This window comes from Pantoea stewartii (genome assembly GCF_011044475.1).
GTDB lineage: Bacteria > Pseudomonadota > Gammaproteobacteria > Enterobacterales > Enterobacteriaceae > Pantoea > Pantoea stewartii.
Window position 1 is genome coordinate 4,447,297 of record NZ_CP049115.1, and the last position, 23,652, is coordinate 4,470,948.

18 protein-coding genes are annotated in these 23,652 nt (G+C 54.0%); 9 read left to right on the forward strand and 9 right to left on the reverse strand.

From position 1 onward, the window contains the following. Positions 1 to 257 precede the first annotated feature (257 nt). Positions 258 to 1,562, forward strand: a complete 1,305-nt coding sequence (locus G5574_RS21015; RefSeq protein ID WP_164483141.1) for an MFS transporter — start codon at positions 258 to 260, stop codon at positions 1,560 to 1,562. Positions 1,563 to 1,700: 138 nt separating this feature from the next. Here G5574_RS21015 and mfd read toward each other — a convergent pair whose 3' ends face one another. Then, positions 1,701 to 5,150: a transcription-repair coupling factor gene (gene mfd / locus G5574_RS21020; RefSeq protein WP_033737543.1), complete on the reverse strand. Its 3,450-nt coding sequence runs from the start codon at positions 5,148 to 5,150 to the stop codon at positions 1,701 to 1,703. A 408-nt stretch (positions 5,151 to 5,558) separates the two neighbouring features. Between mfd and lolC the strand changes: the two genes are divergently transcribed. From lolC to pepT, 5 genes are all read left to right on the forward strand, one after another. Further along, the gene (gene lolC / locus G5574_RS21025; RefSeq protein WP_033737765.1) at positions 5,559 to 6,758 is read left to right on the forward strand and encodes a lipoprotein-releasing ABC transporter permease subunit LolC; all 1,200 of its coding nucleotides are present in this window, start codon (positions 5,559 to 5,561) and stop codon (positions 6,756 to 6,758) included. Next, a complete protein-coding gene (gene lolD / locus G5574_RS21030; RefSeq protein WP_033737542.1) occupies positions 6,751 to 7,455 on the forward strand; it encodes a lipoprotein-releasing ABC transporter ATP-binding protein LolD in 705 nt (234 codons plus the stop codon). Before lolC ends, lolD begins: the two co-directional genes overlap by 8 nt. Beyond that, on the forward strand, positions 7,455 to 8,699 hold the full coding sequence (gene lolE / locus G5574_RS21035; protein WP_033737541.1) for a lipoprotein-releasing ABC transporter permease subunit LolE: 1,245 nt from the start codon (positions 7,455 to 7,457) through the stop codon (positions 8,697 to 8,699). Before lolD ends, lolE begins: the two co-directional genes overlap by 1 nt. A 121-nt stretch (positions 8,700 to 8,820) precedes the next feature. Next, positions 8,821 to 9,654, forward strand: a complete 834-nt coding sequence (cobB, locus tag G5574_RS21040; RefSeq protein WP_033737540.1) for a Sir2 family NAD+-dependent deacetylase — start codon at positions 8,821 to 8,823, stop codon at positions 9,652 to 9,654. A 573-nt stretch (positions 9,655 to 10,227) separates the two neighbouring features. Continuing rightward, the gene (gene pepT, locus G5574_RS21045; RefSeq protein ID WP_039341051.1) at positions 10,228 to 11,457 is read left to right on the forward strand and encodes a peptidase T; all 1,230 of its coding nucleotides are present in this window, start codon (positions 10,228 to 10,230) and stop codon (positions 11,455 to 11,457) included. Positions 11,458 to 11,528: 71 nt separating this feature from the next. Here pepT and G5574_RS21050 read toward each other — a convergent pair whose 3' ends face one another. The 8 genes from G5574_RS21050 to rluE form a co-directional block, all read right to left on the reverse strand. Continuing rightward, positions 11,529 to 12,653, reverse strand: coding sequence for a ribosomal protein uL16 3-hydroxylase (locus tag G5574_RS21050; protein ID WP_058701381.1), 1,125 nt, complete (start codon positions 12,651 to 12,653; stop codon positions 11,529 to 11,531). 57 nt (positions 12,654 to 12,710) lie between these two features. Further along, positions 12,711 to 14,180: a two-component system sensor histidine kinase PhoQ gene (phoQ, locus tag G5574_RS21055; protein WP_033737764.1), complete on the reverse strand. Its 1,470-nt coding sequence runs from the start codon at positions 14,178 to 14,180 to the stop codon at positions 12,711 to 12,713. A gap of 2 nt (positions 14,181 to 14,182) precedes the next feature. Next, a complete protein-coding gene (gene phoP, locus G5574_RS21060) occupies positions 14,183 to 14,851 on the reverse strand; it encodes a two-component system response regulator PhoP (RefSeq protein ID WP_033737538.1) in 669 nt (222 codons plus the stop codon). A gap of 106 nt (positions 14,852 to 14,957) precedes the next feature. Continuing rightward, positions 14,958 to 16,328 (reverse strand): adenylosuccinate lyase, encoded by a 1,371-nt coding sequence (purB, locus tag G5574_RS21065; protein ID WP_039341046.1) that lies wholly within the window; start codon positions 16,326 to 16,328, stop codon positions 14,958 to 14,960. 43 nt (positions 16,329 to 16,371) lie between these two features. Continuing rightward, positions 16,372 to 17,013, reverse strand: a complete 642-nt coding sequence (hflD, locus tag G5574_RS21070) for a high frequency lysogenization protein HflD (RefSeq protein ID WP_164483142.1) — start codon at positions 17,011 to 17,013, stop codon at positions 16,372 to 16,374. Between the two features lie 34 nt (positions 17,014 to 17,047). Next, the gene (mnmA, locus tag G5574_RS21075) at positions 17,048 to 18,160 is read right to left on the reverse strand and encodes a tRNA 2-thiouridine(34) synthase MnmA (RefSeq protein WP_164483143.1); all 1,113 of its coding nucleotides are present in this window, start codon (positions 18,158 to 18,160) and stop codon (positions 17,048 to 17,050) included. A gap of 39 nt (positions 18,161 to 18,199) precedes the next feature. Further along, the gene (locus tag G5574_RS21080; protein ID WP_033737534.1) at positions 18,200 to 18,673 is read right to left on the reverse strand and encodes an NUDIX domain-containing protein; all 474 of its coding nucleotides are present in this window, start codon (positions 18,671 to 18,673) and stop codon (positions 18,200 to 18,202) included. 48 nt (positions 18,674 to 18,721) lie between these two features. Further along, positions 18,722 to 19,381: a 23S rRNA pseudouridine(2457) synthase RluE gene (gene rluE / locus G5574_RS21085; RefSeq protein WP_054687913.1), complete on the reverse strand. Its 660-nt coding sequence runs from the start codon at positions 19,379 to 19,381 to the stop codon at positions 18,722 to 18,724. 110 nt (positions 19,382 to 19,491) lie between these two features. On the opposite strand from rluE, the gene icd reads away from it, so the two are divergent. The 3 genes from icd to G5574_RS21100 all read left to right on the forward strand — a co-directional run bounded on the left by icd (position 19,492) and on the right by G5574_RS21100 (position 23,579). Continuing rightward, on the forward strand, positions 19,492 to 20,742 hold the full coding sequence (icd, locus tag G5574_RS21090) for an NADP-dependent isocitrate dehydrogenase (protein WP_033737532.1): 1,251 nt from the start codon (positions 19,492 to 19,494) through the stop codon (positions 20,740 to 20,742). Positions 20,743 to 21,009: 267 nt separating this feature from the next. Then, entirely contained in the window at positions 21,010 to 22,092 is a 1,083-nt protein-coding gene (locus tag G5574_RS21095) for a glycosyltransferase family 9 protein (RefSeq protein ID WP_033737531.1), read from the forward strand. Between the two features lie 983 nt (positions 22,093 to 23,075). Further along, entirely contained in the window at positions 23,076 to 23,579 is a 504-nt protein-coding gene (locus tag G5574_RS21100; protein ID WP_033737529.1) for a hypothetical protein, read from the forward strand. The last annotated feature ends 73 nt before the right edge of the window (positions 23,580 to 23,652 follow it).

A 23,652-nucleotide genomic window follows, 5' to 3' on the forward strand; every position in this document is an offset into this window, starting at 1 on the left:
TGCCCGGTAAATATGGCTGCGTTAAAGCGGCGGCGTCAGGCTGACATTTTCATTCACGCGATTCACAGACAGTCACGTCAGGACAGTTTTTGTAACACATTACTTGCTGGATTTTTACATATTTAGAACAAAGTGCACAGTCAGGGAAAGAGCATTACGCTTAATTACTCTTTCTTATCAAATGCATTGAGAAAGCAGGCTAACCGTTGATAACAAAACCGGTTTGCTTCGGTGCAAAAGTAAAAGGGAACAGTTCAATGCGTGATAACACCTCAGTCGAGCACAGCACGGTGCGCAAGATGGCATGGCGGCTGATGCCGCTGTTTACGGTAGGCTATTTTCTGGCGTCCCTGGACCGCGTCAACGTCGGCTTTGCGGCATTACAAATGAATGGCGACATCGGCTTATCCGCTGCCGCATACGGCCTGGGTGCAGGGCTGTTTTTCTTTGCCTACTGCCTTTTCGCCGTGCCCTGCAATATGGTAATGACAAAAGTGGGCGCAACCCGCTGGCTGTCTGCCGTCATGATTGCATGGGGATTGCTGGCGGCGGGCATGTCAATGGCGCAGGGCCCGGTATCTTTTTATCTTCTCCGGTTTTTACTGGGGATCGCGGAAGCCGGCTTTTTCCCGGGCGTCATTTATTACTTTACGCTTTGTTTTCCCAAACGTTATCGTGGACAAATGGTGGCCATCCTGATGATGGCGCTGCCGGTGTCCAGCGTGCTGGGTTCACCGCTGTCCGCCGCACTGCTTAATTTCGATGGCCTGATGAACCTGCGTGGCTGGCATTGGTTATTTATCCTTGAAGGTACGCCGGCTGTCGCGCTGGGCTTCCTGACTTTTCTGATGTTGCCGAGGCAGCCTCTGGAGGCTAAATGGCTGAGCCCGCAGGAAAGCAGCTGGTTACGTCATACGATGGCGGAAGAGCAGAAAAGTACCGCCCCGACAACCCCGCGCGTCAGCCTGTTCGCCACGTTGTTCAGTCCGCGCGTGCTGCTGCTGACGCTTATTTATCTGGGCGGAACCGCCGTTACCAATGGTCTGGCATTATGGCAACCTCAAATCATTAAAACCTTTAACCTGAGCGTTATTCAGATTGGCTTAGTCAATGCCATTCCGTTCGCGGTGGCGAGCCTGGCGATGTATCTGTGGGGACGTCACTCTGACCAGACAGGCGAGCGTCGTCTGCACACCGCTTTTCCGTTATTGCTGGGAGCGACCGGTCTTGCGGCCAGCATGTATGTTACTCATCTCTGGCCGATGCTGATGGTGCTTTGCCTGACCATTACCGCAGCGTCAATGATTAAGGGCCCGTTCTGGGCGATGGCAACCGAGATGATCCCCGCCAGCGCGGCGGCTGTGGTCATCGGGCAAATCAATGCCCTTAATAATCTGGGCGTGTTTGTGGGCACCTGGCTAATTGGCTTAATTCGCACCAGCACGGGGAGTTTTACCTATGCGCTGACGCCCCTGATGCTGGTCACGTCCTGTGCCTGCCTTGGCGCGCTGTTGATTGGCCGACGTCAGTCACCGTGTGATCCGCATAAAAAGCCTGTCTGACACCACGGCATGAATGTACGCTACTGATGAAAAGCGTGGCAGCGGAAACAGGCGCATGATACGCACTTCTCAGCCAACCATAAAAAAAGCCGCCGTAAGGCGGCTTGTCAGCACAATGAAGCAAAACGATAAGCGCGGTTAAGACGCGACCTGATTTTCCAGTAACTGGTTCATAAATGACTGCACCCAGTCCATGCGCACCTTTCGTTCCGTCAGCTCACGGGTAAAGCGTAACCGTGTCGGACCTTCCAGTTTCCACTGCTTTGCATCTTTCTGCAGCAGACCAATCAGCCAGGCCGGATCGACACTGTTCTGCGGAGCAAAATCAAAATAACCGCCTTTGTCGCTGGCTTCAATTTTGCGCACGCCCACCGCTCGCGCTTTCATGCGCAGCACGGCGATGTCCAGCAGATTACGCGCCGGATCGGGTAACAGACCGAAGCGATCGATCATTTCCACCTTCAGCTCCTGCAACTCCTCTTCCGTTTCGGCACTGGCTACGCGTTTATACAGCGATAAACGGGTATTCACGTCCGGAATAAAGTCTTCTGGCAGCAGGGCAGGCATGCGCAGTTCTACTTCGGTCTGATTACTGGTGAGATCTTCCAGCGAAGGCTCGCGACCGGCTTTCAATGCATCGACCGCATTTTCCAGCAGTTCCATGTACAGCGAGAAGCCCAGGGTTTCCATCTGACCACTTTGCTCTTCACCCAGCAGTTCACCGGCACCCCGAATTTCGAGATCGTGCGTAGCCAGCGCAAAGCCTGCCCCCAGATCTTCCAGGGAGGCGATGGCTTCCAGACGTTTTTGCGCGTCGGTCGTCATGGCTTTGGGATGTGGGGTCAGCAGCCAGGCATAAGCCTGATGGTGCGACCGGCCCACGCGACCACGCAACTGATGTAGCTGTGCCAGCCCGAAGTGATCGGCCCGTTCGATAATGATGGTATTCGCCGTCGGAATATCAATGCCGGTTTCGATGATGGTGGTACATACCAGAACATTGAAACGCTGATGATGGAAGTCATTCATCACCCGTTCCAGATCGCGTTCGCGCATCTGTCCGTGACCAATGGCAATGCGCGCTTCCGGCACCAGTTCCGCCAGCCGCTGCGAGGCTTTCTCGATATTTTCGACATCGTTATACAGGTAATAGACCTGACCACCGCGCAAAATTTCACGCAAAATGGCTTCGCGAATCACTAAGTCGTCGTATTCCCGTACAAAGGTTTTTACCGCCAGACGACGCGCGGGTGGCGTGGCGATGATGGACAGGTCGCGCATCCCGCTCATGGCCATATTCAGCGTACGGGGAATCGGCGTGGCGGTCAGCGTAAGGATATCCACATCGGCGCGCATCGCCTTGATGCGCTCTTTATGACGCACGCCAAAGCGGTGTTCTTCATCGACGATCAGTAAGCCCAGATCGTGCCACTTAATGTCGCTCATCAACAGCTTGTGAGTGCCAATCAGCACATCAATTTTGCCTTCGCTGGCCTCCTGCAAAATCTGATTCTGCTCTTTGGCGCTACGGAAGCGTGACAGCATTTCGATGCGCACCGGCCAGTTAGCGAAGCGGTCACGGAAATTATCGTAATGCTGCTGAGCCAGCAGGGTGGTGGGAACCAGCACCGCCACCTGCTTGTTGTTCTCCACCGCCAGGAAGGCCGCGCGCATGGCGACTTCGGTTTTACCAAAGCCCACATCACCGCACACCAGACGATCCATGGCCAGCGGCTGGCACATGTCACTTAACACGGCATTGATGGCCTGGGTTTGATCGGGTGTGGTTTCAAACGGAAAACTTTCGCAGAACAGTTGATACTGCTCACGGTCATGTTTGAAGGCAAACCCGGCCTTGGCGGCACGCTGAGCATAGATATCCAGCAGTTCAGCGGCCACGTCGCGCACTTTCTCCGCCGCTTTCTGCCGCGCGCGCGACCAGGCATCGCTGCCCAGTTTATGCAGCGGTGCATTTTCGTCGGCACCGCCGGCATAACGACTGATAAGATGCAGGGAGGAAACCGGGACGTACAACTTGGCGTCATTGGCATAGGAGAGCATCAAATACTCTGCCTGAATGCCGCCAGCTTCCAGCGTGGTCAGGCCGATGTAGCGCCCGACGCCGTGTTCAAGGTGCACCACAGGCTGGCCCGGATGCAGTTCCGCCAGGTTGCGAATCAGGATGTCCGGATTAATGGTGCGGCGCGTATCCTGGCGGCGGCGGCTGATGCGTTCGCCCAGCAAATCGCTTTCACAGATGAAAGCCAGCTTCCCCTGTGTATCCACAAAGCCCCGCTCGCTGGCACCGATCATCAGACCATACTGTGCGTCACGGGCCTCGCGCAGATGACGAATGGGTTTCGGCCGTACTTTAATGCGCGCCAGCAACTCCTGCAGGCTTTCACGGCGGCCTTCGCTTTCAACGGAAAACACCACATCACCGGTAAACTGTTCCAGGAACTGACGTAAATGATCCAGCGGCGCTTTCGCCTGCGCCTGAACGGACAGATCGGGCAGGGATTCATAGCCCAGGTTGGTATTGGCGGCCCGGGCCGGCAGCACCTCATGGGTCATACGGATACGCGGCCAGGCTTTGAGTTCCCCCATTAAGGCATCCGGGCGCAGCCACAGCGTGGTCGGCTCCAGCAGCGGGCGCATGGGATCGACACGGCGGTTTTCGTAACGCGCATTCGCATCCTGCCAGAAGCGCTCGGCACTGCCTTCCAGATCGCCACAGTTCACGATCAACGTGTTGTCAGGCAGATAGCTAAACAGCGACGGTAACGGCTGGTCGAAGAACAACGGTTGCCAGTATTCAATACCGGCCGGCAGGGTGCCTTTGCTCACCTGCTGATAAATATGCTCTGCCTCACGGCGCACATCAAAGTTTTCACGCCAGCGGCTACGGAACAGTTCAATGGCTGTTTTATCGCTGGGAAATTCATGGGCCGGCAGCAAATTAATGGCGGGAACGGCTTCCAGCGTTCGCTGGCTGTCGACATCAAACAGGCGCAGGCTGTCGATCTCGTCATCAAAAAAATCGATACGGTAGGGTTGATCACTGCCCATCGGGAACAGATCGAGCAGGGCGCCGCGTGTGGCGTACTCGCCGTGCTCCATCACCTGATCGACATGGCGATAGCCGGCCTGTTCAAGCTGGTCGCGCAGGCGGTCGCGTGACAGTTTCTGGCCCTGCTGCATCACCAGCGCATGACCGTGCAGGTAGCTGTGAGGACAAACACGCTGCATCAGCGTGTTGACCGGCATAATCAGCATGCCGCGTTGCAGCGTGGGCAACTGATACAGGGTGGACAGACGTGCCGAGATAATATCCTGGTGGGGTGAGAAGCTGTCATAAGGCAGCGTTTCCCAGTCCGCAAGGTGGGTAACAGGTAAATCGGTAAACTGACGAATCTCGTCCAGCAGACGCAGGGCGGTTTGCGTATCGGGTGTAATCATTAACACCGGACCTGCATGGCGCTCAGTGATGCTGGCACACTCAACCGCGTGCGCAGCGCCAGTCAGCTGACCGAGCAGGCGTTGGTCGCCTGATTTCACGGGCAGGGTATAGCGAGTCGGTTCGGACATGTGATCTCGAGGTTGCTCCATTTTTACCAGGGCGTCATCATTCCATAATACGCCATGGGGATCACCTCTGCGGCAGATTTTTTCTGCCGCTTCGCCTGATGCAGGCGATGCAGAAGGGTTGCTGTGTGTAAATCTTTTTTGCGAACAGGGCTCGCAGGAAAGTGAATCGGGTACATCAGAGTCACGGTCATAGCCGTCACCGCTTTACCCGAATAAGTATACCGATGTGGGGCGTGGATGATCGTACGATAAACATCATCTTTGTGGCTTAATCCTGTGCATCAAACCGTCTGCTAACCTATTCTGATACAACTTTGCAGCAGACTCAGAGGGTTAGAGGTTTCATAAAGTGCACAGCTCCTTTATCATCCTCTCTACTTATTTTCCAGCAACTGCACATTGGATACCATGTATCAACCTGTCGCGCTATTTATCGGTCTGCGCTACATGCGCGGAAGAGCAGCGGATCGTTTCGGTCGCTTTGTCTCCTGGCTCTCCACCATTGGTATCACGCTTGGCGTGCTGGCCATGATTACTGTGCTGTCTGTGATGAACGGTTTCGAGCGCGAGCTTGAGGGCAACATCCTGGGCCTGATGCCACAGGCGCTGATCACCAGCAACACGGGCAGCATCAATCCGCAGCAATTCCCTGCCTCTGCACTCAAGCTCAACGGCGTTGACCGCATCGCGCCGCTGACCACCGGTAATGTGGTGCTGCAAAGTGCACACAACGTCTCAGTCGGGGTGATGTTGGGGATCCAGCCGGACGAAAAGGATCCCCTGACGCCTTTTCTCGTTAACACGCCGCAAAGCGTGTTACAGCCCGGTCAGTATAACGTCATCCTGGGCGAACAACTGGCCTCGCAGCTGGGCGTGAAACGGGGTGATCAGATCCGCCTGATGGTGCCGTCCGTCAGCCAGTTCACGCCCATGGGGCGCGTGCCGAGCCAGCGCCTGTTTACCGTGGCGGGCACGTATGCGGCTAACAGCGAAGTTGATGGCTATCAGATTCTGGTTAACCAGCAGGATGCGTCGCGCATTATGCGCTATCCCGCGGGCAATATTACCGGCTGGCGTCTGTGGCTGGATAAGCCGCTTGAGGTTGACAGCGTGAGCCAACAGGCTCTGCCCGCGGGCATGGTCTGGAAAGACTGGCGCGAACGCAAAGGGGATTTATTCCAGGCCGTGCGTATGGAGAAAAACATGATGGGGCTGCTGCTGAGCCTGATCATTGCCGTTGCGGCCTTCAATATCATCACCTCGCTGGGCCTGCTGATCATGGAGAAGCAGGGTGAAGTGGCCATTCTGCAAACCCAGGGATTAACCCGCCGTCAGATTGTCGCCGTTTTTATGGTGCAGGGTGCCAGTGCCGGGATTATTGGCACGTTGCTCGGGGCGCTGCTTGGCGTCCTGTTAGCCAGCCAGCTTAATAACCTGATGCCGGTCATTGGCCTGTTTTTGGACGGTGCCGCGCTGCCTGTGGATATTAATCTGTGGCAGGTGGTGACTATCGCCTTCAGCGCAATGGTGATTGCGCTGCTTTCTACGCTTTACCCTTCATGGCGCGCTGCCGCCGTACAACCCGCTGAGGCTTTACGCTATGAGTAACTCTCCTTTGTTGCAGTGCCGCGACCTGTGCAAACGCTATCAGGAAGGCAGCGTACAGACCGACGTACTGCGCAACGTGAATTTTGATGTGCAACCTGGTGAACTGATGGCGATTGTCGGCAGTTCAGGGTCAGGAAAAAGTACCCTGCTGCACCTGCTGGGCGGCCTGGATACGCCCACTGCGGGCGATGTGGTGTTTGACGGGCGTTCGCTGAACAGCATGTCTTCTTCTGATAAGGCCGAACTGCGTAACCGCGAACTGGGCTTTATCTACCAGTTTCACCACCTGCTGCCTGACTTTAGCGCGCTGGAAAACGTCGCGATGCCGCTGCTGATTGGCAAAACCGCTAAAGGCGAAGCCCAGGCACGCGCGCGGGAAATGCTGGCCGCCGTCGGGCTGGAACACCGCGCCGCCCATCGTCCGTCTGAACTGTCTGGTGGTGAGCGTCAGCGCGTGGCGATTGCCCGTGCGCTGGTGAATCGTCCCCGCCTGGTCATGGCTGATGAGCCCACCGGTAACCTGGATGCCCGCAATGCGGATGCCATTTTTGAACTGCTGGGGGAGCTGAATGTGCGTCAGGGCACGGCGTTTCTGGTGGTCACCCACGATCTGCATCTGGCAAAACGCATGACGCGTCAGATGGAAATGCGCGACGGCCAGCTCAGCGATCAGATTATCCTGGCGGGAGCGGTCTGATGGGATCGTCGCTATCACTGTTACTGGGGCTGCGTTTTAGCCGTGGCCGTCGTCGCGGCGGCATGGTGTCGCTGATCTCGGTGATTTCCACCGTGGGCATTGCACTCGGCGTTGCGGTGCTGATCATTGGCCTGAGCGCCATGAACGGCTTCGAGCGTGAGCTGAATAAACGCATTCTTGCCGTGGTCCCGCACGGTGAAATCGAAGCCGTTAATCAGCCTTTTCAGCGCTGGCAGTCATTGATCGCGCCGATTGAGCAGGTGCCTGGCATCGCGGCTGCCGCGCCCTATGTCAACTTTACCGGCCTGATTGAAAGTGGCGCGAAGATGGAAGCGTTGCAGGTGAAAGGCGTGGATCCGGCACAGGAGCCACGGCTGAGTGCCTTACCTTCTTTTGTCACCGACAATGCCTGGTCATCCTTTGCGGCAGGGAAACAACAAATCATCCTCGGTGGTGGTATCGCAAAGGCGCTCAACGTGAAGCAGGGCGACTGGATCACCATCATGATCCCGAACAACGACGGTGAGAATAAGCTCCTGCAACCCAAACGTATTCGCCTGCAGGTGAGCGGTATTTTGCAGCTGAGCGGAATGCTGGATCACAGCCTGGCTCTGGTGCCGCTGGCGGACGCGCAGCAGTATCTGGATATGGGTGACAGCGTGACCGGCATCGCGCTGAAGATGAACGATCCCTTCCAGGCGGCCAAACTGGTGCGCGCGGCGGGTGAAGTAACGCACGCTTACGTGTATATCAAAAGCTGGATTGGCACCTACGGTTATATGTACCGCGATATCCAGATGATTCGCGCCATCATGTACCTGGCCATGGTGCTGGTGATCGGCGTCGCCTGTTTCAACATTGTGTCGACACTGGTGATGGCCGTTAAAGACAAGAGCAGTGATATCGCCGTTCTACGGACGCTGGGCGCAAAAGATGGCCTGATTCGGGCAATTTTTATCTGGTACGGCCTGCTGGCAGGCCTGCTGGGCAGCGTGAGCGGCGTGGTGGTCGGTGTACTGGTGGCGCTGAATCTGACATCGCTGATGAAAGGTCTTGAAACGCTGACCGGTCACCATTTGTTAGCCGGCGATATCTACTTCATCGACTTCCTGCCGTCTGAATTGCACTGGCTGGACGTGTTTTCAGTACTGATTACCGCTATTGTGCTAAGCCTGCTGGCAAGTTGGTATCCCGCACGGCGCGCCAGCCGCATCGATCCGGCGCGTGTCCTGAGTGGACAGTAGTCGTACCAGACAGCGCCGTTCATGCTGCGCTGTCGGCCCTGTTCTTTAGATTGTCGGGCCAACTGGCCCAAACTTTGTTGATTGACCTGCGGACGTTTTACTCACCGCACCAGGAGACTTTATGCGTACACCTCGTCGCCGTATACGACTTGCCCGCCTGAAGAAAACACGCAGGAAAGTGCATCAGCGCTTTCGCCAGCGTATTTTCGAACGCGATCGTCAGGCCGAACTGGCGGCGCACCCGTTGCCGCGCATCGTCGTGTTAACGGGGGCAGGGATATCCGCCGAATCCGGTATCAGGACCTTTCGTGCCGCGGACGGATTATGGGAAGAGCATCGGGTTGAAGATGTCGCCACGCCAGAAGGTTTCCGACGCGATCCGGCGCTGGTGCAGCGCTTTTATAACGCGCGGCGTCAGCAGCTTCAGCAGCCCGAGATCCAGCCGAATGCCGCGCATCTGGCGCTGGCAGAACTGGAACAGGTGCTGGGCGACAACTTTTTCCTTGTCACGCAAAATATCGATAACTTGCACGAGCGCGCGGGCAACAGCCGTGTGCTGCATATGCACGGCGAATTGTTAAAAGTGCGCTGTGCCAGTAGCGGACAGGTGATCGACTGGCAGGAAGACGTCACGGAGAACGACCGGTGTACCTGCTGTCAGTTTCCCTCTGTCCTGCGCCCCCATGTCGTCTGGTTTGGCGAAATGCCGCTGGGTATGGAAGACATCTACCAGGCGCTGGAACAGGCCGATCTGTTTATTGCCATTGGCACCTCAGGCCACGTGTATCCCGCGGCGGGCTTTGTTCATGAGGCAAAGCTGCAAGGCGCGCATACGGTGGAACTGAATCTGGAGCCCAGCCAGGTGGGCAATGAGTTTGCCGAAAGTCACTACGGGCTCGCAAGTGAAGTGGTTCCCGCCTTCGTACATAAGCTGTTGCACGGGCTGCACAAATAATCTTGTGTGTGATGCCACCGCACACCTGAAAGAAAACACTTTCATCAATAAGACGGTCGTGCCACACGCCGGCCTCAGGGTTTACGGCAGCCCAGCGGCGGCAGGGAGTCAGGCCGCCTGTTGATGCACGGGTTAACGGCCTGCGTGCGGTTTCCGAACGGCATGCGGCTGTTGCCTGCCTCCTCTCATCCTCAGCGGCGTTAAACCCCGCCGCCGTATGATTAAGCGCAGCCGGATGCTTCCCGGGACGCATCACAAAGGTTACAGGAGCCCGAAACGGCTGTGTGCGTGCTTACCTTATTAATATTTCTGTCTGCTGACCCGGCAGCCTGTCAGCAAAGAAAAGGGCCGCGATAGTGGGAAAAAGCGCGCCCCGGTTTTGACTCTGAATCTGGGTGATGCAGGGCAGGATTGCGTTAACCGCCGCAAAAACCAGCGATTGCCCGTTTTTTTATGCTGTCTGGCGTGCGGAATATGTCCCGGCAGCCTTAACCTGAACGATAATGATTTGACGCAACACGATGTCTTGCCGGTTTATCAATAATGACCGGCGGTAAATTTTAAGGATGGCATATGAAGCAACTATTAGAACGCTTTTTGCGTTATGTGGCAGTAGAGACGCAGGCAAAACCGCAGGCACGTCAGGTGCCCAGCAGCGAAGGTCAGTGGGTACTGGCCCGCCAGTTGCAGGAAGAACTGCTGGCCCTGGGTTTTGTGGATGTCAGCCTGAGCGATCACTGTTGTGTGATGGGCACGCTACCGGCCAATGTGGACTGGCCAACGCCGGTGGTGGGCTTTATTTCGCACATGGATACCTCACCCGATTTCACCGCGAAACATGTTAATCCGCAAATCATCGAAAACTACCGGGGCGGCGATATCGCGTTGGGCAATGGTGATGAAGTGCTGTCACCGGTCATGTTCCCCGTGTTGCATAAGCTTATCGGTCACACCCTGATCACCACCGATGGCAAAACGCTGCTGGGCGCGGATGATAAAGCGGGCATTGCCGAGATCATGACGGCCATGGCCAGACTGGCGGAAGGCGATATTCCGCACGGTGCCATTCGCGTTGCCTTTACCCCAGACGAAGAGATTGGGCGGGGCACGTCGCATTTCGATGTTGAAGGCTTTGCGGCTGACTGGGCCTATACCGTCGACGGCAGCGATCTGGGCGAATTTGAATACGAAAACTTCAATGCGGCCTCGGCGCTGGTGAAAGTCGTGGGCAACAATGTTCATCCCGGGTCTGCGAAAAATGTCATGGTCAATGCGCTGGAGCTGGCGACGCGTTTCAGTGCAGCGTTGCCTGCGAAAGAGAAGCCGGAATGGACAGACGGTTATGAGGGCTTCTTTCATCTGCACCAGATGAAAGGCACGGTTGAGCACGCTGAGCTGCACTACATCATTCGTGATTTTGATACCGAGGCGTTTGAACAACGCAAACGCACACTGCAGCAAATTGCGGATGAGATCAATAAAGACCTGCATCCCGGCTGTGGTATTACGGTAGAGATCAGCAACAGCTACCGCAATATGCGCGAAAAAGTCGAACCTTTCCCGCATATTATCGATCTGGCCTTGCAGGCGATGCGCGACTGCGGCATCGAGCCGGTGGTGAAACCGATTCGCGGCGGTACGGACGGTTCGTCCCTGTCATGGAAAGGATTGCCCTGTCCAAACCTGTTTACCGGGGGCTATAACTACCACGGCAAGCACGAGTTTGCCTCGCTGAACATCATGGCGCAGTCCGTCGACGTCATCGTTCGCCTGGCAGAACTGGCCGGTCAGAAGAAAGGTTAAAACAACGTCTCCTCGTCCGGGCCGGGCGAGGAGACGGCGTAAACGGATGGGAACAACACTTCTCCAGCGGTTTATTCAGCGCCGAAATACCAGTAACCCGCGTTAATCAGCCCGGCAATCTGCGCCAGCACGGCCGGATCGTCAAGAGCCTCTCCCAGATCATCCAGGGTGATTTCATCACGATGTGCCAGCACGGACATCACGCGCGGATCGGCGCATTCGACGCGCTCGCCGTTGATATAAATCGCATTGCCCAGCGTCAGGACACGTAATCCACCCAGACGAGACAATACATCGCCCTGTTGCAGCGCATCATAGATTTCATCGGGCTGATAAGGCGGTTCCGGTGGCGCAACGTCAAGTTCGTGGCGTGATTGTGAAATAAATTCGCCCAGCCACTGCTCAAAGTGTGCAGGCTGATTCACCACATCCAGCATCACCTTGCGTAAGCCTTCCACTTCTTCAGGCAAAATCAGCGACGGGCAGTCGCGCGAAGGCACATCGGGATCGGTATAACGCAGGCTGCCCAGCTCGTTGGCCAGCGCATAATCGGCGAAGCCGCTGATGAGTTCACGTCCGCTGGGCGCGCGGAATCCTACAGAGTAGTTCAACGCATTTTCGAGGGAGTAGCCTTCATGCGGGAAACCCGGCGGAATATAGAGAATATCGCCCGGTTCCATTTCTTCATCGATAATGGCGTCAAACGGCTCGACCTGCAGCAGGTCAGGATGCGGGCAGTGCTGTTTCATCGGCACTTTTTCCCCGACGCGCCAGCGGCGGCGGCCGGTGCCCTGAATAATAAACACATCGTACTGATCGAAATGCGGACCCACGCCGCCGCCGGGCACGGAGAACGAGATCATCAGATCGTCAATGCGCCAGTCCGGCAGAAAGCGGAAAGGGCGCATCAGTGCGGCAGAGGGCTCATGCCAGTGATTAACCGCCTGAACCAGCAGTGACCAGTTGTTTTCGCCCAGGTGATCGTAGCTTTCAAACGGACCATGGCTGACCTGCCATTTTCCGTTTGGCTGGCTGACCAGCCGACTGTCGACCTCATTTTCCATGGCTAAGCCCGCCAGTTCATCCGGCGAAATGGGATCGATAAAATTCTTAAAGCCACGCTTCAGCACTACCGGGCGCTTTTGCCAGTAACGCTGAATAAAATCGGGCCAGTTGAGATCGAGCTGATAATCCATAAAGAAAGTCCGCTAAGGGCTGAAAATACCTGCAAGTATAACAGCCCGCAGCCTGAACTACTCGCGGCGATGTTCCATTTCCTGACGCTGAAATACGACTTCCATGCGCGCACCGCCTAACGGGCTGCTGGAGGCGATGACATTACCGGCGTACTGCTCAAGGATATCTCGCACCACGGCCAGCCCGAGCCCCTGGCCTGGTCGCATGGTGTCGACGCGCTGTCCCCGCACGAAAATCAGGTCGCGTTTACTTTCCGGAATGCCCGGACCGTCATCATCAATATAGATGTGCAGCGCATCTTCGGTCTGATGAGCACTGACCTCAATAAATTCCAGACAGTATTTGCAGGCGTTATCCAGCACATTGCCCATCACTTCCATAAAGTCGTTCTGATCGCCAAAGAAGGTGATTTCCGGGGAAATATCCAGGGTAATTTCCACCCCTTTACGCTGATACACTTTATTCAGTGCCGAGCACAGGCTGTCCAGTAAACCCGATACCGAATGCAGATCACGCTGCAGGGGATTATGATCGGCCTGCATGCTGGCTCGGTGCAGGTAATAACCGACCTGCTGAGAGATGCGGCTGATCTGCTCCAGCATCACCGGCTCGGCCTGTTCGATGGTTAACTCTTTTCCGCCGCGCAGCGAACGCAGGGTACTTTGCAGGACCGCCAGCGGTGTTTTCAGGCTGTGGGTCAGGTCGGCCAGCGTCGTGCGGTAACGCGTGTAACGTTGACGCTCGTTGGTCAGCAACAGATTGAGGTTACGCACCAGCGAACGCAGCTCCTGCGGGGGCTTATCGTCCAGATTTTCACGCTGTCCGGTTTCCAGTTCGCGTACCTGAAGCGTCAGATGCCCAATCGGCCGTAAACTCCAGTGCGCCGCCAGCCAGAGCAGCGGGACAATTAAAATCAGGTTAGCGGCCAGAACATAGCTGAACCATGACCAGACCACATCGGAGTGCTGTAGCTCTTGCGGAATGGTATCGACCACCACAATGGTCAGGGCGGGCAGGTTGGTGGTGGCATCGTAGCGGTTGACGGCAACTGAATGGGTAAACGTATCCTGATCGTCATCGTCGTTATCATCCCACGCATGAAGCTGCTGCTGTGCCGTCAGATTGTCGCCCATGGCGGCCCGGCTGGTGCTGTTGTTGGTATCAATCTCGTAGAAATCAGGTTTTAACAGCCATTCGGGTTGAATCTTCTCACGAATTTCCGGCACATCACGCTGCTGCCAGAGCAGCTTGCCGTGTTCATCATAAATAAATACCAGGGTGGGGAAATTAAGCATGGTGCGCTCGGGCTGCGCAATTGTCAGCTTATTATCTTTCCACTGTGCCAGGGTAAAAAATAAATTGCTCTCGCCTCGCATCACACGATAGGTGTTTTTATCAAAACTCACCACATAGCCAATCACGGCGACCATGCCATAAGAAAGCGAGAGAATGAGAACGATGGCTGCGGAGGCCAGTAAAAAGCGTGTCCGCAGCGAAATAGGGCGATAACGTTTAAGCCAGGACATCATCAGAGATCAAAGCGGTAACCCTGGCCGCGAACGGTAGCGATAACTTCGTCAGAATGCAGCGCGAGGATTTTTTTGCGCAGGCGGCCCATTAATACATCGATCGTGTGGCTTTCACGCAATTCGGCATCGGGATACAGCTGCAACATTAATGAATCTTTACTCACCACTTTGCCCGCATTACGAATTAAGGTTTCCACGATGGTATATTCAAAGGCGGTCAGCTTAACCGGGCTTTCATTCACCGTCAGTTCGCGACGCGATAAATCGACCTGAAACGGCGGCATGGCAATAATTTGCGACGCATGACCACTGTTGCGGCGCATTAATGCCTGCAGGCGTGCGGCAACTTCTTCAATATGAAACGGTTTTGTGACGTAATCATCCGCACCGGCTTCCAGCGCTTCGACTTTCGCCTGCCAGCCTTCACGGGCGGTCAGCACCAGAATAGGCTGACGCACGGCATCATTGCGCCAGCGACGAATTAACGACATGCCGTCTTCACCGGGTAAGCCCAGATCAACCAACGCGATATCAGGTAAATGTTCCTGGAGAAAATAATCGGCTTCTTTGGCATCTTCAGCAGCATCAACCTGATGACCCATTTCTCGCAGTTGTACTGAAAGATGGTGGCGCAGCAGGGCATTATCTTCCACAACCAGAACACGCATAGGATTTCCTTAGCATCAGATCGAAACGAATTTAAATAAGTATAAGCGAAATGAATTAAACAGCAGGTTAACGCAGACCGGCGGGAACCGGTCTGCAGAAGGGATATTATTTCAGATCATCAACCATTTGAATCGCACGGCCAAGATAATTTGCCGGGGTCATCTGTTTTAAACGGGTTTTTTCTTCTTCAGGCAGCGCCAGGCTGTCGATAAAGGCCTGCATGCCTGCGGCGTCAACACGTTTACCGCGGGTCAGCTCTTTCAGCTTCTCGTACGGTTTTTCGATGCCGTAACGGCGCATCACGGTCTGAATCGGCTCGGCCAGCACTTCCCAGTTGTGATCCAGTTCATCCAGCAGGCGCTCGCGGTTCACTTCCAGTTTTGAAATACCTTTTAAGGTGGCCTGATAGGCGATCAGCGCATAGCCTACGCCGACACCCAGGTTACGCAGCACGGTAGAATCGGTCAGATCACGCTGCCAGCGGGAAACCGGCAGTTTGCTGGCCAGATGCTGCATGACCGCGTTGGCCAGGCCCAGATTGCCTTCCGAGTTTTCAAAATCGATAGGGTTTACTTTATGCGGCATGGTCGACGAGCCGATTTCGCCTGCAACGGTTTTCTGTTTGAAGTGGTTGAGTGCCACATAGCCCCAGATATCGCGATCAAAGTCGATCAGGATGGTGTTAAAGCGGGCGATACAGTCAAACAGCTCGGCAATGTAGTCGTGCGGCTCGATTTGCGTCGTATAGGGATTCCAGGTGATGCCCAGCGAGGTAACAAACTCTTCACTCAACTGGTGCCAGTCGGCTTCCGGGTACGCCGCAATGTGCGCGTTGTAGTTACCCACGGCGCCGTTGATTTTGCCCAGCACTTCAATCTGCGACAGCTGACGTAGCTGACGTTCCATGCGGTAGGCTACGTTGGCCATCTCTTTACCCATGGTCGATGGCGTAGCGGGCTGGCCGTGCGTGCGAGACAGTAGGGGAATATCACGGTATTCCTGCGCCAGGCCTTTTACGGCGGCGATCAGCTGCTGCCAGTAAGGCAGAATGACATCGCGGCGTGCTGTTTCCAGCATCAACGCATGGGACAGGTTATTAATGTCTTCAGAGGTGCAGGCAAAATGAATAAATTCCGACACTGCATGCAGGGCGGGCACATCCGCCACTTTTTCTTTCAGGAAATACTCAACCGCTTTCACGTCATGGTTGGTGGTGCGCTCAATGGTTTTGATGCGTGCGGCGTCTGCTTCGCTGAAACGGGCGACGATCTCGTCAAGGAAAGCGTTTGCGTCAGCATCAAATGCAGGAACTTCCTTGATCTCTGCGGTCGCAGCCAGTTTTTGTAACCAGCGAACTTCAACCTCAACGCGGAACTTCAGCAAACCAAATTCGCTGAAAATTGCGCGCAGCGGGCTGACTTTATCGCCGTAACGACCATCGACAGGTGAGACGGCGGTCAGAGAGGATAATTCCATCAGTGCAACTCCTGATTCATTTAACGGTGTTTGCCTCACTGACTCAGTAAGTCAGTGGCAGGCGGGATAAAATCGATTTGGCTTCGCGCAGTAAACGCTGGCGCGAAAACATCAGCTGCAGTCGGCCTCCGCCAACCTGTTGCCACAACACGGCGGCACGAATGCCGGCCAGCAGCGTGGCGCGAACTTTACTCTGTAGCAGGGAATTCTGTAGCACTGCCGGCGATCCGGTTACCTGAATACGTGGGCCGAGCGGGCTAATCACATCGACATAAATGCCCGCCATGGCGCTCAGAATAGTGTCGGATTCCAACGCGTAATGCGCCAGCTGACGATCGAGCTGGCTGATACGCTGGGCCAGGGTGTTCATAGCCTTCTTGTTCGCATTGAGCTTGCGCTCCAGTACCATCAGGCTCAACGTGTAACGGGTCAGTTCGGCACCAGCGCCCTGACGTTGCGTGCTGTTCAGCACGGCCATCAGGGTTTCCAGCCCCAGGCGCAGGTTGGCTTCGTTGTTACCAAATACCGCCAGGGTCGAGGGAGGATTCAGGTCCAGTACGCTGCGCAGTGACACCGTCAGCGCCTCCGGCTGACAATGTCCCTGATTGGCTAACTGCTGCACCAGATGGGCCGCCTGGCAAATGCCCGCCAGTGCAAAGGTAATGTCCTGATAGTTTTTTGCCACGGTTACTCCTGTTTACGCGTTATTCGCACCGGTCTTATGCGGCAACCCAAGGCAAACGTTCTTCGATGATACCGCCACCCAGGCAGACTTCATCAAGGTAGAACACCGCAGACTGACCCGGCGTGACCGCAGCAATGGGCTCATCAAACCGGACTTCAATTTTATCCTCGCCGTGCGGGATAATTTCGCAGGGGATATCGGTCTGACGGTAGCGGGTTTTCACCGTACAACGCAGCGGTGCGGTTAGCGGCTGACGATCAACCCAGTGTAACTGCTTGGCAATCAGACCCACTGACATCAGTCGGGGATGGTCGCCGCCCTGCGCCACGATCAGGCGGTTGCGCGCCACATCTTTATCAACGACGTACCAGGGATCGTCTTTGCTTTCTTTAAGACCGCCAATGCCCAGCCCTTTACGCTGGCCGAGCGTGTGATACATCAGGCCCTGGTGCTCACCCACAATCTGTCCGTCGACGGTTTCAATTTCACCCGGCTGGGCAGGGAGGTAGCGCGCCAGGAATTCGGTAAACTTGCGTTCACCAATGAAGCAAATGCCGGTGGAGTCTTTTTTCTTCGCCGTCACCAGCTCAAGTTGTTCAGCGATGCGACGCACTTCAGGCTTTTCCAGCTCGCCGACCGGGAACAGGCTCTGCGCGATTTGCTGGTGGCTGAGTGTGTAAAGGAAATAGCTCTGGTCTTTGTTACCATCCAGACCGCGCAGCAGGTGGCTGCGGCCATCGATATCCTGACGGCGGACATAGTGCCCGGTGGCGATGAAGTCTGCACCCAGATCCTCTGCGGCAAACTCCAGAAACGCCTTGAATTTGATTTCTTTATTACACAGGATATCGGGATTGGGAGTGCGGCCCGCTTTGTACTCTTCCAGGAAGTGTTCAAAGACATTGTCCCAGTACTCTGCCGCAAAGTTCACTTTGTGCAGTTTAATACCTAACTTGTCGCACACGGCTTGCGCATCCGCCAGATCGTCAGCGGCGGTACAGTATTCCTCGCCATCGTCTTCCTCCCAGTTCTTCATGAACAGGCCTTCAACCTGATAGCCCTGCTGTTGCAGTAACCAGGCGGAAACGGAAGAATCGACGCCGCCGGACATTCCGACGATCACTTTTTTCTGGCAGTTATCAGACATCACAAGCTCGCAAAACAGTAAAACAGGCGGCGCATTCTATCACGCTGAACGCGGGTGCGCACCTTCATGAAACGGCCAGTTGAACGGGCTGATCAGGTCGAGCGGATAGCGTACGCCCTGTTGCCAGCGGCGTACGCTTTCGGCAACCAGAGGCGAGCGCAGGTTAGAGGCCGACAGAATCTGCTCTGGCGCGACCCACCAGCAGCAATCAATGTCGCTGTCCTGCGGAGCCGTTGGCTGGATATCGTCCAGATCCACGCCAAACAGAAACCGCACAAAAGGCGTATTATCTGGGGCGATCCACTGGTTTATGCCGATAAAATACTGCATTTCGGCCCGAATGCCGGTCTCTTCAAACAATTCCCGTGATGCGGCTTCATGCAGCGTTTCATCGGCTTCAAGATGACCGGCAGGCTGGTTCCAGGTGGCGATGCCGTTGACGCGTTCTTCAACGACCAGTAATGCACCCCGAGCCTGCACCAGGCACGCGACGGTGACATGCGGTTTAAACATCGATCCTCCTGAATTGTTAACTTAAAGTTATGGAAATGATAATGGCAGTCAATCTTGTGCGCTGATATCGCGCCAGGCACCCGGGGCCAAATCGCCCAGCGTAAACTCGCCCATGGCATAGCGCACCAGACGCAGGGTTGGAAAGCCAATATGGGCCGTCATACGTCTGACCTGACGGTTGCGTCCTTCAAAAAGTGTTATTTTCAGCCACTGTGTTGGAATGGCTTTGCGCTCGCGAATCGGCGGCTGGCGCGGCCACAACCAGTCGGGCTCAGCCACTTTTTCGACGCCAGCCGGTAACGTCGGGCCATCTTTCAGATTAACGCCATCGCGCAAAGGTTGTAGATCGGTTTCCTCAGGCGCGCCTTCCACCTGCACATAGTAAATCTTGCCGGTGCGCTTGCCGGGCTGCGTCAGCGCCGCCTGTAGCGGACCATCGTTAGTCAGGACCATCAGTCCTTCGCTGTCGCGATCGAGTCGGCCCGCCGCGTAAACGTCACTCACGTCGATAAAATCTTTGAGGGTGCGGCGGCCGGCTTCATCGGTAAATTGCGGCAGAACATCGAAGGGTTTGTTGAACAGAAGCACGCGGCGGACGGCAGGCGGCGAGGACGCCTTGCGATGCACGGGACGTGTTTGTCGGCTGAATCGTTTATTTGGATGAGAAGTCTGATTAGTTTTTCGCATACGCTTTGCAGTCTGGAACATTCAGCGCATTATAACGCGAAATTGCGGTGATTGGCGTGGCGTGAATATTCAAGTAGTATTGACGCGCATCTTACAAATCATTAACAAAAAATCGCTCGAAGGAGAGGTTAATGGAAAGCAAAGTAGTTGTTCCGGCGGAAGGTCAGAAAATCACCCTGAATCAAGGTAAACTGGTTGTCCCAAATAACCCGGTTATCCCTTACATCGAAGGGGATGGTATCGGCGTTGATGTGTCACCAGTGATGCTGAAAGTGGTTGATGCCGCTGTGAAAAAAGCCTACAACGGCGAGCGTAAAATCTCCTGGATGGAGATTTATACCGGTGAAAAATCGGTTGAACTCTACGGTCAGGATGTCTGGCTGCCGCAAGAAACCCTCGATTTAATCAAAGAATACCGCGTAGCGATCAAAGGCCCACTGACCACGCCAGTTGGCGGCGGCATCCGTTCTCTGAACGTTGCGCTGCGTCAGGAACTGGATCTGTACGTTTGCCTGCGTCCGGTACGCTACTACACCGGTACACCAAGCCCGGTAAAACGTCCTGAAGACACGGATATGGTGATCTTCCGCGAAAACTCCGAAGATATCTATGCCGGTATCGAATGGAAAGCGGGCACGCCAGAAGCGGATAAAGTCATCAAATTCCTGCGTGAAGAAATGGGCGTGAAGAAAATTCGCTTCCCAGAAAACTGCGGTATCGGTGTTAAACCGTGTTCGGAAGAGGGCACCAAGCGCCTGGTCCGTGCAGCAGTGGAATATACCATCACTAACGATCGTGATTCACTGACGCTGGTACACAAAGGCAACATCATGAAGTTCACCGAAGGCTCCTTCAAAGACTGGGGTTACCAGTTAGTGAAAGACGAGTTCGGCGGCGAGCTGATCGATGGCGGCCCATGGATGAAATTTAAAAATCCAAACACCGGTAAAGAGATCATCGTAAAAGACGTGATCGCCGATGCCTTCCTGCAGCAAATCCTGCTGCGTCCGGCAGAATATGACGTTATCGCCTGTATGAACCTGAACGGTGACTACATCTCTGACGCCCTGGCGGCGCAGGTGGGCGGTATCGGTATTGCACCAGGCGCAAACATCGGTGACGAATGTGCGCTGTTCGAAGCCACCCACGGTACGGCACCGAAGTACGCAGGTCAGGATAAAGTGAACCCAGGTTCCGTGATTCTGTCCGCTGAAATGATGCTGCGTCATATGGAATGGTTCGAAGCCGCAGACCTGATTGTTAAAGGCATGGAAGGCGCAATCGCTGCCAAGACCGTGACCTATGACTTCGAACGTCTGATGGATGGCGCTAAGCTGCTGAAATGTTCAGAGTTTGGTGACGCGATTATCGCGAATATGTAATCCAGAATTTGGGTTAAACGAGAACGGGAGCCGGTTGGTTCCCGTTTTTTATTGAAAGCGAGGTTGGATGAACGGCTGCATGTGGCGTTGCCGATAAAACGCCGTCCGAGGGGAACGCTGGCTTCGCCCTTCACGTTTTATGCTATATACTGCGCCCGCAGTTTTCCGCCAGTCTGCGTGACTAAGAAACATGCGCTTCTTGCCTTGACCACACGTAAAAGGGGCAGGGGCACAGTAAGGATAATGAGGCGTCAGTCAGGACCACTTATGAGTAAAATCGCAAAGCAAAAAGCCGCCAGATTGTTCCTGTCGCTATGGAGGTTGACGGGTTATCGCGTCAAAAAAATTGACCGCTTTTCTGAGCACCATGATCTCAAAAGCATTGCAATTATTTCGAACACGGCACTTGGCGATTTCATGTTTAACACGCCCGCTATTGGCGCGATAAAAGATCGCTGGCCCGATGCTAAAATCATCATGGTGATTCAGCCACGTAATCTTGCGCTGGTGGAAGGAAGCCCCCTGATTGACAAGATATTATACTGGGACGGAAAAATCGGCGGTATGATGCAACTGGTCAAATCGCTGCGTAAAGAGCAGGTTGAAGCGACCTTTATCCTGCATTCGCGCGCACCCTATGACATTGTTGCCGCCTCGCTGGCCGGGTCTGACTACATACTGAAAGACGTTTATTACGCGGACTACCAGGGCAAAGAAAAATTTATTCTGGAAAATTGTTTGTCCGCGTTTCATGACAACCGAAAGCACGGCAATATTCATCTTATCCGTCAGAAAAAAGACCTGTTGAGTGCTGTCGGTATTCCGATGCCCTCAGAAGCCATGTTTATTCCGGCGCCTTTCAAGCGTCAGGTTAATCACGCGCCGGTCATTGGTATTCATGCTGGCGCATCCAGTATGGAGCGATGCTGGCCTGACAGCTATTATTCACAGCTCATCGATACCTTAATTTCCCGACATGATGATCTGACCATTGAACTTGTAGGTGCTCCGGGCGAAAAGGCCCTGAACCAACGCATCATTGACGGCATGAAAGTGCCCAGTGAGCGGGTCAAAAATGTGGCGGGCACCACAAACCTCATTCAACTGGCGGAAAAGATCAGCGGCTTTAAAACGCTGGTGGTGGGCGATACCGGCCCCTTACATCTGGCTGTGGCCGTGCAAACGCCGACCGTGGCGTTGTTCAGTGATCAGAATGCGATTGATGGCGCTGCGCCTGTTCAGGACAGCACAATGCATCAGGTATTGCGCCCTGCAGAATCACATGCGGGGCTACGTGCGATTCGTTGTGATGACGTTTTAGCCGCTGTTGAACGTAATCTTTCAGCATAGTCATCCTGTCTCGGGGGCCCGGCACGGTCTGTACGTTTATCGCCGTAGCCGGACCACACAGTGTTACAATGCTGTGTGAGTCTCTATTGCGTCCGCATTACCGTAGATATGAATCGCGTTCTACGCAGCGTATCGCCGGAAGAAATAACGGGAATGAAACAGACATGAACGCTCGCGATACGACCATTAGATCTTCATCGCCTATTTCGACGCTCCGTTTCATCTATCCATTTAGCGATTGCAACTAATGACGCGTGGCGATTAATTTTTTCATCCATTTTTTACGAAATAGTCCCCTCGAGGGCAATAACGTGATGCGCCGGTCATACTGTAATCGGGCAGGCATAAAATCCTCATCTCTTCTCTGTCATCTTTACCTCTTTCATATTGACCTTGTATTGCATTTCAAGGCTGCTGTAATGTCAGTTCATCCTCAGTTTAAATAGGTCGCTGTTATTTTTTTTCGGAAATTTAAACGGATATATATTTAAATAAAACTGCACTTCATGCATGGGCTGTAAGCTATCCGATATGGCTGTTTTGCTATTTTTAGTAAAGCCATTTTCTAAATAAATGCTTAGATGGGTAACTGACTTATAATGGTTTTGCTTCATGGGTTTTTCATTGAAATATTAATGTTTAATTTCGACTGGCCGACAGTTTTACTGATTTTGAACAATAAACTCATAAGGTGATGATGTAGATTGATTGGGTGAAGTTTTTACCCCTTTCCCAAACTTATTCAACGACAGAGAAACTTAATCAGCGATGATATACATGGATTAATGGCATTCAAAGTGAATGGCTGATATGTCACAGCAGGTGCCACTTTTAAATCAAGAATTGATAACTCAACGGTTTGACCGTGGAGTATTGCTTGTGCGCTGTCTGATTTTAATCATGATTAGCAAATCAAAAGACATTCACAGTTATGGCCGTTAAATTTTTCAGAGTGAATTTAAAATAACATAAAGGAGCGATATATGTGGTTTTTCAGAAATGCAAAAATGATCCCATGGAGTCTGAACGGTCATCAGCCCGGAGATGTTCTTTCTATGGGGGCAGTAGAAATCAATCCGGACGTTACGGAGGCGCAAAAAAAATACAAGGTGGCGATGCGCCTTTATCGGGTCGGATGTGATACCGGCATAATACGCTGGTCCGGTGGTCCATTTGTCAGCCCTGGATATGTATTCATTAACTACAACGGTACGCGAAATATTTTTCCTTATGGAACTACGGCTGACAGGTTCGACACTGTCGGCGACTTCCTGGAGTATCAAAAGGAGAATGTTAAAATTTACCATAATCTTGTCGAGGACGGTATAATTAATGAAAACATGTTTATTTTGCCCATTAATGGCTATCTGTTTACCGAGGCAATTATGGAAATTATGGTGTATGAAAACGAAGAAGATGAGAGAGATAATATCGAATATGGAAGTTTCCAGTTGAATGCTGTGTTTTGCCCGCTTACGAAAAATTAAACAGATAAAAACTGCGCTTCATTGAAGAACGAACCTTGTCAGAGGCACTGCATTTCAGTGCCTCATCAGCGTT